We start from the raw sequence: 15835 nt of genomic DNA, 5'->3' as shown, positions 1-15835 counted from the left end.
GGAATGGCGATATCACTCGTAAGTGATATCGCTTTTTTATTATATTTAACTTAAAACTGTGAAATATCGATTTTGTTTTAGTAAACTAGTAGTAGTTGAAAATAAATAGCGACCTGACTTTTACAGCATAGTTAAAGTAGTCTAGACGATGAGCTATAGGAGGAACAATGAAGTTTAAAAATATTGATACACTTATTTTTGATTTGAACGGGACACTATATGAAAAAGGTGTGATGGTCAAAGGTGTTGCAGAACTTATCAGTAACTTAAGAGAAGAAGGATATCACTTGAATTTTATCACTAACACGGATGGTAGAAGTATTGGTGATGTACATAAACGGGTAACAAGGCTGGGGATTGATATTCAAGAGGATGAACTTTTTACACCGGTATCGGCAGTGAAGCAAATGATTGCTATGGAGCCTGAGAAAAGATATCACTTTTTAGTTCATGACGACGTGCTTGCCGATTTTGAAGGTGCGATTAGAGATGATCAAACTCCTGATTATGTGGTGATTGGCGATTTTAACGATAAGATGAACTACGATGTGATCAACAAGGCGTTTAGACTGATAAAAAATGGTGCTGAGATAATCTCACTATCGAATACCCTATGGTATATCGACAGAGATGGGGACAGCATCAACACCGGTGCTTTTGTAAGTATGTTCGAGACCGCGTGTAATAAAAAGGCGAAGCTTATGGGTAAACCGGCAAGCGAGTATTTTAATATGGCGCTTGCACGTACCAATAGCTTACCTGAGAAAACCATGGTTATTGGAGACGACATTGCGACAGATATATTTGGGGCAAAAAAAATCAATGCGATTGCCATACAAGTGAAAACGGGCGTGTACAGTGAAGCTTCAAATGAGAATGCAGTATACAAACCCGATTATATCATTGATGATGTAACGCATCTAAGATTTCTTTTAAGGGAGTTAAGTTAACACGACAATGTTTTCTGTAAAGAAGTGCAAATGCTGCACATGGAATCACTTGGATCAAAATTCGGTGTAAGATTCATGCGTTTCGCATGTTCTACAAGTCCTTGGACGCCATGTTCTGTAATCAGTCTAATGTTTTCGTTTGACATCGGATTGTAGGTAAGTAGCATTTCTTTCACGGTTTCAGTCTGGACGTTGCCAATCTTAAAAGCTTTGCATAGTTCAATATCCCCGTTTGGCTGAATAGATAAAAAACGCACGTCATCCAGCGAGTTAGCATACTTCATCTCACCGCATTTGACAGATAAGTCAGTCACTGACGGTGTATAGTAATCACTTAAGTATTTTTTTGCGTTACCCTTTAGGGTGATAGTGTTCCCATTCGATTCATTGACTTGAAGTGGAGCCAATTGCCGAAGAAGTCTTTTCGTCTCCTTGTTATAAGGATTGTCATGCTCTTTATTTACCACCCAGGCAGGGTGCAGGTGAATGTTATTGAAGTCAGCTTCAAGTAAGGACTGAATGAAGTATTCCACTAGTTCAATTGGTATCGTTTCTTGATGGAATGCGTCAACAGAGACGCAAATTGAAGTGATACCGCAAGTTGCCAGATTTTGCGCGACTTTCTTTATGGTGCTTCTGTCCTTTGTAAAGAATCCGTTTGTGATCAGGTGCCTGTCTTTAATACCAAGCTCCTTTGCGGTTTGGTGGACTGCACATACCGTTTCATGTCTCAAAAGGGGCTCGCCGCCAAAAGTCATCACTGATTCGATTTCAGCGTGTTTTGTCACATCGCGAAGCGCGCTAGTCAGCTGGTCTATTGAAGCGACATCTTCGATGGTGGTTTTAAGCCTATCTGATACAGAACAGTGTTTACATTGTCCTGAGCAGGTATGGGTAACCATAAATTCAATTCTGTTCAAGTTTTTAAAAGCGTGCATGGTTTCTCCTTACTATGTGAAATTTCATTGATACTTCATCTGGTAGTTCTGATTGAAACTTATAAATAAAAATACTAAATCGCATACATCAAGGATAACATTTGTACAATTTATTGTACAATAAATTTGTATCTAAAAGAAATTTTAACCAGTGTATAACTTTAAAAATGGGACAGAATGTCAAATGGACTGATGGAGTTGACGAGTGATTTGAAAGATAGAAGGTTATCTGAGGCCGAATTCGTCACTGAGTTCTTAAAATTGGATACCCGGTGATTGAACCGGTCGATACCAACTACTCGAATGTGACGTTGATCTATAGAGGAAATGAACAGACTGAAAATGTGGTTGTACTAGGCAACGCTCATGGTTACGACTACAAGCGCAACCAGATGAAACCAATCGAAGGTACGTCAATATGGCATATGACAAATGCGTTTCTTAATGTAACTGAAATCACTTATGATTATGCATCTTTCATTTTCGAAATGCACAGGAGGTGATAAATGAATTGATCTCATTGTTTGACGAAATCGATTTCATTTATCGATGAAGTTCACAACAGCTGTATAAATGTCATATCAACGACTTGATCGTACTAGTAAGAACTTGTGTTAAGAAAGCGTAAAATTTTGTCTTGACGAGTAGGAAAACGTAGTGCTATAATCTAATTGTCGAAAGCGGTTTCGGTATTTAAGGTGCGTGATAGTCCATATGTTATCCTTTTTTTTAGCCGCTTTACGAAAGCGGTTTCGAAAGAGAGGTAGGTGCCTTATGATTACAATATACGACATTGCAAAGGCATGCGGTTGTTCAAGCGCTACCGTTTCAAAGGCACTTAACAATTATCCTGATGTAAACATCAACACAAAAGAACGAATTTTGAAAATGGCGAGAGAAATGGGTTTTACTCCAAACTCCCAAGCTAGAGCACTTAGTACAAAAAAAACCTGGAATATTGGAGTATTATTCGAAGACGAGAACCATAGCGGTTTGAATCATTACTATTTTGCTCCAATCTTGCAATCCGTAAAGGAACAAGCTGAAGAGAAAGGCTATGACATTACCTTCATTTCAAAGAATTTTGGTGGTGAGGAAACGTCTTATTTGGAACATTGTAGACGAAGAAAGACGGATGGCGTCGTAATCGCTTGTATCGATTTTGAAAGCAAGCAGGTTAAGGAACTGATGGCAAGTGAGATTCCAGTAGTCGTCATTGATCATTTATCAGATCATACCAGTTCTATCATGTCAGAGAATTTTGCCGGGATGTACGAGTTGACATCGTATCTGATAAGTCTTGGTCACACAAATATCGCATATGCTTTCGGACATAGGTCTCATGTCACTACTGAACGATTAAACGGCTTTAAGAGAAGTATGAAAGATGCTGATTTGGTAATTCTTGAAGAAAATATTATCGAGTCAAGATTCAACGACAGAGAAGCTGCAATAAGCACGGTTGAAAAACTAGTCAGTAGGGGAGACTTGCCTACAGCGGTTATGTTTCCTGATGATTACTGTGCAGTATGGGCGATCAACACATTCAGAAGATTAGGAGTCAGAGTTCCAGAAGATGTTTCTGTGGCCGGGTTTGACGGCTTAGAAATAGGTGAAATGATGTATCCTCGTCTTACGACGATGAAGCAAAATACCGTAAGACTAGGTAAGGAAGCAGCTCTAAAATGTATTCAATTAGTTGAATCTAAACTGACAGATGTAACTAGACTTTCTGTAAGTGTTGAACTCATCAAAGGTGAAACTTGTCAACAACCAAGACTTTAAGAAAAGGATATTATCATGATATAAGTATTAAATCGCTGTTTGGCGTATGAAACGTCTGATAATCCATTCCTATTGACAAATGGTAAACCTGACTTTGCAGTGGAAAGCATGATGCTTTAGGCGGAGTCAAACAATAGCTAGAAAGGAATCGAAATGGCATTTAAAAAGAATTTTTTATGGGGTTCAGCTTCTGCGGCCTATCAAATAGAAGGAGCTTATGATGAAGGTGGTAAGGGACCATCCATTTGGGATGAATGGGCTCATCTGCCAGGTAAGACCTTTGAAGGAACAAATGGCGATATTGCTTGTGACCACTATCACAGGTACAAGGAAGATATAGCGCTTATGGCTGAAATGGGTCTTAAAACCTACAGGTTTTCTATCGCATGGGCGAGAATCCTGCCAGAAGGCAGTGGACGAATCAACCAGGAGGGGATAGATTTTTACAGCAACCTGATCGATGAGCTCTTGGCAAATGATATCGTACCCATGGTGACCCTGTATCACTGGGATCTACCAAAATCACTTCAAGACAGGTATTTGGGATGGGAATCCCGTCAGATAATTGAAGATTTTGTGGCTTATGCGACTGTCTGTTTTGAACATTATTCAGATCGGGTCAAACACTGGATAGTCATGAACGAACCAAATATCTTCACGGGTCTTGGTTACATGCTCAAGCTTCATCCGCCGGGTGTTCAGGATGAAGAAAGGTACTTAAAAGCGTTTCATCATACCGTTTTGGCGCATGCCCATACAGTACTTGCCTTTAAAAATGCTGGATATGAAGGAATGATCGGATCAAGTATTGCGTATTCACCTTCACATGCCGCGTCAAATACACCTGAAGACATTGAAGCGCAAACCATGTATGACGCAACAGGTCCTGATTGGTATCTGGATAGCTATTACAAGGGAGTCTACCCAGAACGTGCTGTCCAGTATTATAGTGAAAAAGGTGTCATGCCCGAAGTATCTGAGGACGACTACAGGGCCATGAAAAACAGTGCTGAACTATGTGACTTTATCGGGATCAATTACTATCAAACATCGATGGTTGCTTATAATCCAGTAGATGGTGTCGGCTTTGGCGGCATGAACACGTCTGGTAAAAAGGGGACGCAATCTGAAAACGGTGTGCCTGGACTTTATAAGCATGTTAGAAATGAATCTCTGGATTATACAGACTGGGACTGGGCTATCGATCCTGACGGGCTTAGAATGGGACTTGAACGGTTACATCATCGTTATAATCTACCGATCATCATCAGCGAAAATGGTCTTGGTGCCTATGATACGGTTGAGGAAAACGGAGAAATCAATGACGATTACCGAATCGACTTCTTAAAACGACATATTATCGCATGTCAACAGGCGGTTGATCATGGCGTTGAGCTTTTGGCATACTGCACATGGAGCTTTACCGACCTGTTAAGCTGGCTAAACGGCTATAAAAAGCGTTACGGATTTGTACATGTCGACATCGAATCAGGTAGCTTAAAACGAACAAAGAAAAAATCGTTTGACTGGTACAAAAATGTGATCGCAACAGGTGGAGATATAGGGAGATTGTAGATGGCTTATATTGCAATTGACATTGGTGGATCCATGATCAAAGCCGCTGTAATCAGCGCTAGCGGCGATATCATCGATCGATCAGCTGAAAAAACGCCTTTGAACACTTATGCAGCCCTGTTAAAGAGTTTATCGAGTCTTGTGGAATGGGGGCAAACAGTCGCACCAATAGAAGGTGTCGCACTTAGTCAACCATGCGTCACCGATGAGGAAACGTCTCAGGCTTTAAGTGAAGGCGCACTTATTTATATCAAGGGAAAGAATCCTGCAAAGGATATGGGCACGATGTTCGATTTACCTTATTCTGCGGATAACGATGGTAACTGCGCCGCACTTGCAGAAGTCTGGCTGGGTTCTGCAAAGGATGTATCCGATATGGCATTTGTCGTATGTGGAACAGGCGTCGGTGGTGCTGTCGTAAAAAATAGGGTCATTCATAGCGGTGCGCATAAGTTTGCCGGTGAGTTCGGAATTATGATCACAGGTTTTGAACAGAACACCGGAGTTCCGATTGTCTGGAGTGATACTGGATCGACTTTTGCGCTGGTGAAGCACTATGCGGATACGATGAATATCGCACATGACTCGGTAAACGGTAAGCAAATTTTTGACCTGGCTGAATCGGGTGACGAGATCGCTAGTGCCTGTATTCGTGAGTTCTACCGCATGTTTGCTGTGGGAATACACAATGTTCAACATGTATACGATCCGCAAGTTATCCTAATAGGCGGTGGAATCAGTGCTAGAGAAGATATCGTTGATGAAATTAATATTGAACTCTCTAAGTTATACGAACATTTTAAAGTGGCTGTAAGCATGCCCACTGTTAGACGTTGTACTTTTGAGGCAGATGCCAATTTGATTGGCGCCGTATACCATCATTTAAATAGACATAAATCACTCTGATTGATTCAAAAATAAAGAAAACCTGCGACATGACGTATAGGCATACGTTCGGTCACAGGTTTTTTTCATGGTTTACTTTCATGGTCTACTATGTAGGGAAGAAATTTATCAAATTGATTTTTCCGTTTTCTCCAGTCAAACTAGTGGTAAAATAGGTTGTCTTTAGCACGGATTGCGAAGGCAGTTAGGAGAACATGATGAAAACAAAAGCAATTCTGATAGGCGGGTCGCCGTGTGCAGGAAAAAGTACGTTGAGTGCCTACTTAGGCAAAAAATATAATTATCAAGTGATCAAAGCCGATGACTATATGTTTAGGCATATCGAAGAGGCAGATGAAAAAACTCAACCGATCATGTACCGATGGAAAACAGAGCCGTGGCATGAGCTGTTTTCACGTGAGGTTGATGTGCAGTTAAAGGAAGAAATCGCGTTTTATCATGAGGAGTGGGAACTAGTTAAGCGAGATATTCTTTGTGATATTAGAAGCGATAAGGTGATTATTGAAGGCTGTGCGCTGTTACCAGCTTTGGCAACCAATTTGATTGATGATGCCCGACTATTCTTCATAGTTCCTACAGAAACTTTTCAGAGAGAAAAGTACGCGCTGAGAACATGGGCTTTTGATATTCTAAATGACGCGTATGATCCAAAAGTAGCGTTTAATAACTGGATGGAAAGGGATATCGGCTTTGCCGGCTACATTGCTAATGAAGCTGAGAAGTTTGGATTTAAGCTACTGGTAATGGAAGGCAAGCAATCCACTGAGGAGCTGGTCGAAGAACTTCTTGATTCTATCGGTTTGCTTTGATTTTTTAGCGATTTTTTAAGAAGTAGTTGAAATCAAGCCATTTAGGGTACATAACACATAATAGTAATTATTCAATCCCATTTACATGAGTAATCTTCGGATGAATAATAGCAGGAGGAAACTTATGGATTATGATAAAGCGGCTGAAGTGGCACAAGGGATATACTGGGTAGGCTACAACGACAAAGAGAACGGTTTACATTCCAACCCCTACCTGATCTATGAAGGCGATGAAGGGGTCTTGATCGATGGTGGTAGCAGACCGGATTTTAGTAGTGTGATGATGAAAGTATTGATGACTGGTATACTTCCTGACCAAATTGTACGCTTGATTTATCAGCATTATGATCCCGATCTAGTAGGAAGTGTTTCAAATTTTGAAAGTATTATCAGTAATAATGAATTAGAGATTATTTCTCAAAAACAAAACAATATCTTTATTCAACATTACTCTACAACATCAAAATTAGTGTGTATTAACAAGATTAGAAACTCATGGGGATTTAGAACGGGAAGAAGACTAAAATTCATAAATACACCTTATACCCATTCACCAGGAAGTTTTGTAACTTATGATGAGCAGACAAAGACACTTTTCAGTTCAGATATTTTCGGCGCGTATGGGAAGCACTGGGATTTATTTATGGATGTCAGTGAGAAATGTAGCGAATGCTCGAGCTATGATGATTGCCCAATTGGTAGAGATACATGCTTTATGCCGGGAATTATTAGATTTCATCAAATTATTATGACATCAAATCTTGCACTTAGAAAGACACTAGATAAATGTAGGGAACTTGACATTGAACTCATCGCACCTCAACATGGCAGTCTGATAAGAGGTGCGGAACAGGTTAAGGTGATTATTGATAAGTTGTATGATATTACCGACATAGGAATTGATGGGATTGAGGCGAATGGAGAAGATCACATATGGTAACTTCAATGCAAGGATTAATCGATATTCTTAACCATGAAGACAGTGAAGGCCGCCAAAACATGTTTGTTCAAGCAATATTGGAGTCCATCGCAGTAGATAATGATAATAGAATAATGAGAGATTTGCTGTTCGATGTTGTACATAGGAATATCTTGCTTTATAGAGAACTAGAAGAAAATTTAAAAGAAATCAAACGGTTATCTGTAACAGACCAACTGACAGGAATATTCAACAGAAGACGATTTATTGAAGTACTCAAATATGAATTTAGTAGAATAGGACGATATGGTATAGGATTTTCGATTATCATGTTTGACATTGATCATTTTAAAAATGTTAATGATACCTATGGCCATGATATTGGTGATTTTGTTTTAAAGAAACTTTCTGAATTGGTGCAAAGTAGACTCAGAGAGTCAGATACCTTTGCTCGCTGGGGTGGCGAGGAGTTCATGATCTTAATGCCACAAAGCACATTAGAGACAGCACTCAAACTTTCTGAAGCTATAAGACAACTTATTTCAAACTTTGATTTTTCTCCAGTAACTCAAGTAACCTCAAGTTTTGGAGTAATCAACTATTCAGATGAAAGTAAAATTGATTTTGAAGATATTATTAGTTATGTAGATCAAGCCCTTTATAAGGCAAAGCAAACAGGGAGAAATAGAGTTGTTGCTTTTGAGAAGAATGATTCTGATATCGAAAGTAATTGAATTGAGCCTTATGAGGTCGACATCACACTTGTGATGTCGTTTTTATTCTATTTTTACAATTACCATAAATCAAGTATTAAATCCTTTTAAATTGGTATAATGGTATAAGCTGGCGTATGGATGAGACTAAATGAAGGATTAGGTAAAACATGTCTAGAGCAAATGATAGAGAAATTGTAAAAAAGCAATACAGCACAGAGAATAACTTATCCACGAGACAAAATCTGCACAAAATCTATAGTACGAATCATTATAGTTGGCAAAACTGGATCTATGATCAATATGAATTGAACTCAAACCATGTTGTAGTAGAATTCGGATGCGGCAATGGGAGCATATGGAAGGAAAACATAGAAAGAATCCCTCAAAATATAAAGATTAGCCTTTCTGATATTTCACAAGGAATGATTCTTTCAGCCAAGGAGAACTTGAATGAAATCGGTCAAGTATGCAATTACGAAGTCGACGATATTCAAAATTCACGGTTTGCGTCCAACCATGCTGACTGTGTGATAGCAAACCATATGTTATATCATGTATCTGACCGCAAGATAGCCATTGGAGAAGTGGCCAGAATATTAAAATCAAACGGAACATTTTATGCTTCTACAAACGGACTGGACCATTTGAGAGAGATGAAAGAAATCCTTTCGGATTTTGACTCTCGACTTGATGCTAAAACTTTTTCTGTTGCCCATGAGTTCGGTCTAGAGAACGGGCAAGCGCAACTAAGGGAATATTTTGATTCGGTTGAAGTAAGGTATTATGAGGATTCATTACAGATAACCGATGCACAGCCCCTTATCGATTACATGCTATCGATGAAAGGTCACCTTAATATCGACGAGGTAATGACAAATGAACGTATCAATGAATTATACGAACTATTGAATGACCGTATTCTAAATGAAGGCTACATCAAGATTACAAAAAATAGCGGAGTTTTTGTTGCAAAAGGGCCAAAAAAGCAATAGAGGATATTGAGTTTTAGTAGAGTTGCATTCACTACATCAGCTGTATCTTATACGAAATGTTAGGAGTGAAAATTGAAAATTCATACTCGAGAGGTTGACTAGAAATGACTAGTAGAAAGGAATCGTGCTAAGAATGAAGTTTTTTCAAAGGATACTGATTATCTTTATGATGCTATTTTTACTGACGGCTTGTACCACCAGGTCTAATGAGGAAAATACACTTCAGGTAGTCGATGAGCCAGTTGCGATTGAGAGTGAAGAAGAAACATATGTGGATCCTTATGTTTTGATGAAGAATGTTCATGCAAGAAAGGCTATTTCTTTAGCAATTGATAAAGGAAGTTTTATTCATATGGCTGGCTATGATGACTTTATTACTGCTGATTATCTTGTGCCTAAAAACTTTGTGTTTGATAAGGGAACGGACTATAGGGCTTTCAATCAGGAAGGTTGGATGCATTACAATCCTGTTCTAGCTAGAGAGTACTGGAATATGGCAAAAGAAGAGCTAAGTTTCACAAATGCACATATTCACTTCTACTCGTTTGATGGTCCTAGTATTTACAGCATATCAGATAGAATAAAAGAAAGTATTGAATCCACTTTGGATGGAATGACCGTCGAGCTGATTCAAAGACCATTTTCATCGCAAAGATATCCCAAGGATGTTCCTATTCATATGCTATATGAAGGGTGGGGACCTGATTATCCAGACCCGATGACTTTTTTAGAAATGTGGGTTACGGATGGTGATTATAATACTGCTGGATTTTCAAATGAAATCTATGATGAGGTAGTGGATCATATTAAGCATTCAGACCTTGCCAATAGCTATGTTGAAAGAGTGTTGGCGGTTCAGAGTCTTGAGAGGATGTTGATTGAAGAGGAAGCCGTAATTGTTCCGCTTTACCAGAGGCGTCGTTTTGAACTGGTAAAGTCCTATGTGAAAGGGATCGTGGGTCATTCCTTTGGAGGACGGGTTTCTTACAAGCAAGCAAGCACACAAGCAGACGACCAAGGAAGGCAAGTGCTTCATCTTGCAACACGGACGGATATTCCTAGCTTGGATACGAATAAAGCCACCGATTTATTTTCATTCGAAATCTTGGGGAATACCATGGAGGGCCTATTTTCGCTTGGTGAAAAAGAGGTTTTGGAATTTGGTGTAGCAAAGTCTTATCATAAAAGCGAGGATGGACTGAACTATACCTTTAAGTTGAGGGAAAATGCGGTGTGGTCGAATGGCGCACCTGTTACCGCTGAGGATTTTGCCTATTCATGGAAGAGACTTGCTGATCCTAAGACCCAGATGATGTATCAGTTTATGATTGAAATTGCAGCGTTTAAGAACTATGAAACAGTGATGAATGGAGATGTGGATCCAAGTGAGCTTGGTGTAAAGCCTATTGATGATCACACCTTACAAGTGACTCTTGAACGACCGATACCTTACTTTGAAAAGCTGTTGACTTTTCCAAGCTTTTATCCTGTGAATCAAGCCTTTGCAGAGAGTATGGGGGAGTCGTTTGGTACAAGTGCTGATACGACGCTTTATAATGGACCTTTTATAGTAAGCGATTGGAAAGACAACCAAGATTATAGCATGACCATGAACGACGTGTTTAGGATGGTCAAGAACGAAGCTTACTGGGATGCACAGCATGTGGTGATGGATGAAGTCAGTTACATGTTTAGTGATGAAATCCAAGAAAATATTGAATTATACAAAGAAGGCAAGTTAGACAAGGTAGTGGTCTATGGCGATGAGTTAGCCCTTTTAGGTGAAGATGCCGAGCTTGTTCAATCGTTAGAACCTGTCATGTTTTACCTAGTGCTGAATCAGTATCCGTTTAATATGGAGTGAATAGGGGGCGGTTATCAATCCCTAATCTGTAGTCACTAATCGTTAATCCTCAAAGATCCTCATCTACCTTCTATCTTCTACCGAACCAGTTCAAGTACCTTATCAATCACATTTTCCTCAGTAGAAAAATCATAGATTATATCCGGATCTATACCGACCTCTTGTATGTTTTCTTCTATCACGTTCCAGTAGAAGGATACCAGATATAAGGTGAGTCCTGACTTTTGGTCATAAAAGACGTGCTGTCCGACACCTTTTCCAAAACTTGTTTCACCGACGATAGTCACATTTTTAAGACGCTTTTTTAGTGAAAGGGCGACTACTTCTGACGAGCTTGCGGATTCATGATCGAGCAGTACGATGATTTTCTCAAAAGGACGCCTGGATGCTGTAGCGGAATAGGGCGTCTGTCTTCCGTTTTTATCTACTTGATAAAAAAGATTAGCTCTGCCTGTCAGTTCGTCTATTATGGCGTATGCCGTTTGCAACATGCCGCCGTGGTTTCCACGCATGTCTAGAATCAACCACTGCGAGTCATCTCGGGCTACCTCGTCAAGTGTAGCGATGATCCAGTCGTCGACAGCCTCGTCGAAGATGCTGAACTTGAAATAGAGTAGTTGGTCTTTCTTTAAAAATTCGGGAGCTTCAAAGGTCATCGCCATCTCTTCTTCATCAAGTAAGAAGGTGAATCGGTCCTCGGGGTCTTTTAAAGCATCAAAGGCATTTCTAGCAAGTTCTTCCCTAGTCAAGTCTTCTTGTGGTGGGGTATAGTCTCCAGGTGTATACAAGTAATTGTCCTTAAAGACCTCTACCATCCAATCATCCGCGGCTATGTCCTCAAAGTCTCCTAATCCGATAGTGGATACTAAGCTTTTCCTATCCACTCCATTTGACTCTGCGCGGTCAAGAACCGCTTCTATTTCGTCTAGTTCACCCTGACGTATCTTTGTAATGGCTTCCATCAGATACCAGATCATTCGTTCTGGAGTATCCGCTTGCATTTTTGCAATCAAGTCTGATGCTTCATCAAACGCGCCACGACCGATCAGAGATTCGACTACTCGTTGGATCGTTACGTCTTCAAAATCAAATGATTCATTATTGATAAAGAGTTCATAAGCCTTTATTGATCGCTTAGCATCAATGCACGAGAGAATATAACGTTCAAGATACAGCTCAGAATCCAGTTCATTGGCCTTTTCATAGCAAGTCATGCCTTCGTAATAAAACGTATACGTACGGTAGGCCTCAGCCATCAGTTCGTAAACTTCGGATTTATTGTCATAGGTGGTAAGGGATTCGTTTAAAAATGCTATCGTTCGCTTAAGATTTTCTCCCATTTTCATAAAGGTGAGCAGTCGTAACGTAGGGGAATGTTGTGGATTCGTTTTAAAGCTTCTCAGTAGAATATTCTTGCCTTCGACTTCTGACTGAAACTCATAGGTGAACTGACTAAGTAAGACATTGTAGTCTGGGTCGTCTGCGAAGTTATCCTGATAGACGACCAAATCCTCTAGAAAAGCTTCACCGCTTAGCAAGATCACCTTATTGCCAAGAAGGTCTTGTAAGACTGAGAAAGGGAGAGTCAACTCAGTTAAAAACTTTAGAGCAAGCTGATAATCCTGACTGGCAAGTGCTGCGTGTACATAATCGATTTTAGCTTGCTCAGACATGGTTGCTACCGTTTCAAGCGTATATTCGTCTAAGAGGACAGAGAAGTCGTTTGCGTCGAAAAGTTCTTCAAAGCGTTTTGTATCGATGGGTTGAAGTTGCTCTATCTGGGCTGCTTCATCAAAATTCGTAGTAGGTGTATCCACTGATGAATCACAGGCTATAGTCAATGATGCGGACAGGATGAGTAAAATAAAAAGAGCCTTTTTCATGAGTGTTCCTTTCTGAATGCACAAGACATGTATAATAACGCCATATAGGTCAATTATATATCATATGGGTTGCTATTTGCTTAATTTAAGGTAATTGTAATTCAATCTATTACGTTTTTCTTAAATCGTATATTATTGCCTTTTGATTTAGTAAAATAGAATCATAAGTGAATATAAATACAGAAAGCGAGGATTCACATGGAATTTGTAGGTATAAGCATAATCACAAATAACGTACCCTTGTTAGTGGATTTTTACTGTAAGATATTAAACACAAGATCTGAGGGGGATGATTATCACGCAGAAATCAAGACGACCGGCGCATCCCTTACTATATTTTGTGTTGAAGGAATGGAAGAAATGGCTCCCGGTTCGATGCATGGTGCGGGATCAGGGAACTTTACTGTAGGAGTAAAAGTAGATCAGGTAGATGAAGCATATGAAAGGATTAAAGGGATGGATATTGAAATACTGAAACTACCACAATCTTACCCATGGGGAACCAGATCGTTTTGGTTTAGGGATCCTGACGGAAATATCGTAAATTTTTTTGGTGCGAGCATATGAAGTACTTGATAACCGTGATAATCACAATCGTTGCTTGTATTGCCTTGATGATTACCATTCAAGTGAATCCAAATACGCAGATGACTGAGACTATTGAAGATAAAGTCATCGTAAGTAATGAAGCTGTAGAAGCTGTTATAATTGATCCATACGCGCTTGACCATATTAAATTTGAACTGGTAGAGTATTCACAGCTGCCTGAGGGCAATGTCTATACTGTTCAGCTCAAGAACGAAAGTAAACATACCATTGTTCAGAACAACGTATACTTGTATTATCCGATAATCACCGGTGAAAACTCTAGAACTACGAATAAATGTAAGGTCGAAATGACTGGCAATAAGCTAAACATAGCACCTGGAGAATCGGTATTATTGACTGCATTTTATCCTAAGGACAATTTTGTGGATCAGATAGCTATCGCAAGTGGTGATCCTGAACTTGAGATACAAGGTTATCTGAATGAGTTATCTATCTATCATCATTTTGGCAAGATGGGTGCTATCTTTGACGATCCCAAAGGCCTGATCAATCCAGATGACAAATAGAAACAAACTCTCGCGTAGTAGCTAGCCTTGTGCTAGCCCCTTAATCAACCAAAGCAAATCGACAGCAAACGGAGAAGAACAATGGCTCACTTAACAGGCAGAACAGGTTACAAAGAACTGATCGACAGATATAATAGATTTCCTCAAGGGGCACCAGAAGCGGAGGTCTTATATGAGATACTTAAGGTCATGTTTACCCATGAGGAGGCTTCTTTAGTCTCTTTGCTTCCAATAAAACCATTCAGTGTGAAGAATGCGGCAAAGATTTGGAAGATGACTGAAGAGGAGACATTCAAAATTCTAGAAGGGCTTGCTGAAAAAGCGCTTTTACTGGATATGAATGACACCAAAGAGCAAAAATACGTAGTACCACCACCGATGATCGGTTTTTTCGAGTTCGCTCTGATGAGAACCGGCGGTCATTTTGATCAGAAGCTTTTAAGTGAACTGTTTCATCAGTATTTGGAGACAGAAGAGGATTTTATGAGAAAGCTATTGTCGTTAAAAACGCCGATAGGAAGAATCCTTGTGAATGAGAACACGGTTAAGCCATCAGATGAAGTGTATGTACTCGACTACGAGAGAGCCACAAAAATTATTGAAAACGCAGAAAGTGTTGGCGTAAGCAGATGCTACTGCAGGCACAAGGCAGAACATTTAGGTGAGAACTGCGACGCGCCACAAGAAGTATGTTTATCTATCAACGGGTTATCGCATTCACTGTCAAAACACGGCTATTCCAAGTTGATTTCTAAAGAAAAAGCATTTGAGATCTTAAAAGTGTCCTACGACAATAATCTGATACAGTTTGCAGAAAATGTAAAAGAAGGAGTCGGATTCATCTGTAACTGCTGCTCTTGCTGCTGTATGGCTTTAAAGGGCGCAAAAAAGATGGGAATACCCCAGGCGATCAGCTCATCAAATTTTATTGCTGCGATGAATGACAAATGCGTCAGCTGTAAAAAGTGTATTGCGGTCTGTCCGGTAGGGTGCTTTACTAAAAACGACGATGGAAAAGTCAGTTTTGATGATGAACTCTGTCTAGGTTGTGGTGTATGCCAAAGGGTATGTAAACTTGATGCGATTGAGATGAAACCGAGAGAAATTAGAATCTTTACGCCTGTCAACACAGTTCATAAGTTGGTACTTGAAGCAATCGAGACCGATACCCTACACAATTTGATTTTTGATAACCAGGCGATGACCAGCCACAAGTTTATGGCTGCTTTTACAGGTGCGTTTTTAAAGTTGCCACCGGTAAAGCAACTGCTTGTGAGTGAGAAATTCCAGTCGAAATACCTGTTAAGGTTGATTGAAAAAGTGGATGTCTAATATAAAAAAGCCCGAAGCTTGTCTAACCTAAATAGACATGCTTCGGGCTTT

15 protein-coding genes are annotated in these 15835 nt (G+C 39.7%); 13 read left to right on the top strand and 2 right to left on the bottom strand.

From position 1 onward, the window contains the following. The first annotated feature begins 167 nt into the window (after window positions 1-167). Window positions 168-950 (top strand): TIGR01458 family HAD-type hydrolase, encoded by a 783-nt coding sequence (locus tag DWB64_RS09245; RefSeq protein ID WP_129487939.1) that lies wholly within the window; start codon window positions 168-170, stop codon window positions 948-950. Here DWB64_RS09245 and DWB64_RS09240 read toward each other — a convergent pair. Further along, window positions 947-1888, bottom strand: coding sequence for a radical SAM protein (locus tag DWB64_RS09240; protein ID WP_129487938.1), 942 nt, complete (start codon window positions 1886-1888; stop codon window positions 947-949). The genes DWB64_RS09245 and DWB64_RS09240 overlap by 4 nt on opposite strands. A gap of 272 nt (window positions 1889-2160) precedes the next feature. On the opposite strand from DWB64_RS09240, the gene DWB64_RS09235 reads away from it, so the two are divergent. From DWB64_RS09235 to DWB64_RS09195, 9 genes are all read left to right on the top strand, one after another. Beyond that, window positions 2161-2391: a hypothetical protein gene (locus DWB64_RS09235; protein WP_129487937.1), complete on the top strand. Its 231-nt coding sequence runs from the start codon at window positions 2161-2163 to the stop codon at window positions 2389-2391. A 271-nt stretch (window positions 2392-2662) separates the two neighbouring features. Next, window positions 2663-3673, top strand: a complete 1011-nt coding sequence (locus DWB64_RS09230) for a LacI family DNA-binding transcriptional regulator (protein WP_164980326.1) — start codon at window positions 2663-2665, stop codon at window positions 3671-3673. Window positions 3674-3826: 153 nt separating this feature from the next. Continuing rightward, complete coding sequence (locus DWB64_RS09225; protein WP_129487935.1) at window positions 3827-5248, top strand: glycoside hydrolase family 1 protein; 1422 nt, start codon at window positions 3827-3829, stop codon at window positions 5246-5248. Beyond that, a complete protein-coding gene (locus DWB64_RS09220) occupies window positions 5249-6154 on the top strand; it encodes an ROK family protein (RefSeq protein WP_129487934.1) in 906 nt (301 codons plus the stop codon). Between the two features lie 197 nt (window positions 6155-6351). Beyond that, window positions 6352-6963: a zeta toxin family protein gene (locus tag DWB64_RS09215; RefSeq protein WP_164980325.1), complete on the top strand. Its 612-nt coding sequence runs from the start codon at window positions 6352-6354 to the stop codon at window positions 6961-6963. A gap of 124 nt (window positions 6964-7087) precedes the next feature. Next, a complete protein-coding gene (locus tag DWB64_RS09210) occupies window positions 7088-7903 on the top strand; it encodes an MBL fold metallo-hydrolase (RefSeq protein WP_243118966.1) in 816 nt (271 codons plus the stop codon). Beyond that, a complete protein-coding gene (locus DWB64_RS09205) occupies window positions 7897-8616 on the top strand; it encodes a GGDEF domain-containing protein (protein ID WP_129487931.1) in 720 nt (239 codons plus the stop codon). Before DWB64_RS09210 ends, DWB64_RS09205 begins: the two co-directional genes overlap by 7 nt. Before the next feature lie 149 nt (window positions 8617-8765). Next, window positions 8766-9590, top strand: a complete 825-nt coding sequence (locus DWB64_RS09200; RefSeq protein WP_129487930.1) for a class I SAM-dependent methyltransferase — start codon at window positions 8766-8768, stop codon at window positions 9588-9590. 133 nt (window positions 9591-9723) lie between these two features. Continuing rightward, window positions 9724-11454: an ABC transporter substrate-binding protein gene (locus DWB64_RS09195; RefSeq protein ID WP_129487929.1), complete on the top strand. Its 1731-nt coding sequence runs from the start codon at window positions 9724-9726 to the stop codon at window positions 11452-11454. A 77-nt stretch (window positions 11455-11531) separates the two neighbouring features. Here DWB64_RS09195 and DWB64_RS09190 read toward each other — a convergent pair whose 3' ends face one another. Further along, complete coding sequence (locus DWB64_RS09190; RefSeq protein WP_129487928.1) at window positions 11532-13337, bottom strand: S41 family peptidase; 1806 nt, start codon at window positions 13335-13337, stop codon at window positions 11532-11534. Window positions 13338-13535: 198 nt separating this feature from the next. Between DWB64_RS09190 and DWB64_RS09185 the strand changes: the two genes are divergently transcribed. From DWB64_RS09185 to DWB64_RS09175, 3 genes are all read left to right on the top strand, one after another. Then, on the top strand, window positions 13536-13904 hold the full coding sequence (locus DWB64_RS09185; RefSeq protein WP_129487927.1) for a VOC family protein: 369 nt from the start codon (window positions 13536-13538) through the stop codon (window positions 13902-13904). Further along, window positions 13901-14452, top strand: coding sequence for a hypothetical protein (locus tag DWB64_RS09180; protein ID WP_129487926.1), 552 nt, complete (start codon window positions 13901-13903; stop codon window positions 14450-14452). Before DWB64_RS09185 ends, DWB64_RS09180 begins: the two co-directional genes overlap by 4 nt. Before the next feature lie 81 nt (window positions 14453-14533). Then, window positions 14534-15784, top strand: a complete 1251-nt coding sequence (locus DWB64_RS09175; protein WP_129487925.1) for a 4Fe-4S binding protein — start codon at window positions 14534-14536, stop codon at window positions 15782-15784. The last annotated feature ends 51 nt before the right edge of the window (window positions 15785-15835 follow it).

The sequence above is a fragment of the Fusibacter sp. A1 genome, assembly GCF_004125825.1.
Lineage (GTDB): Bacteria > Bacillota > Clostridia > Peptostreptococcales > Acidaminobacteraceae > QQWI01.
This window is presented reverse-complemented; position numbering and strand designations above follow the sequence as displayed.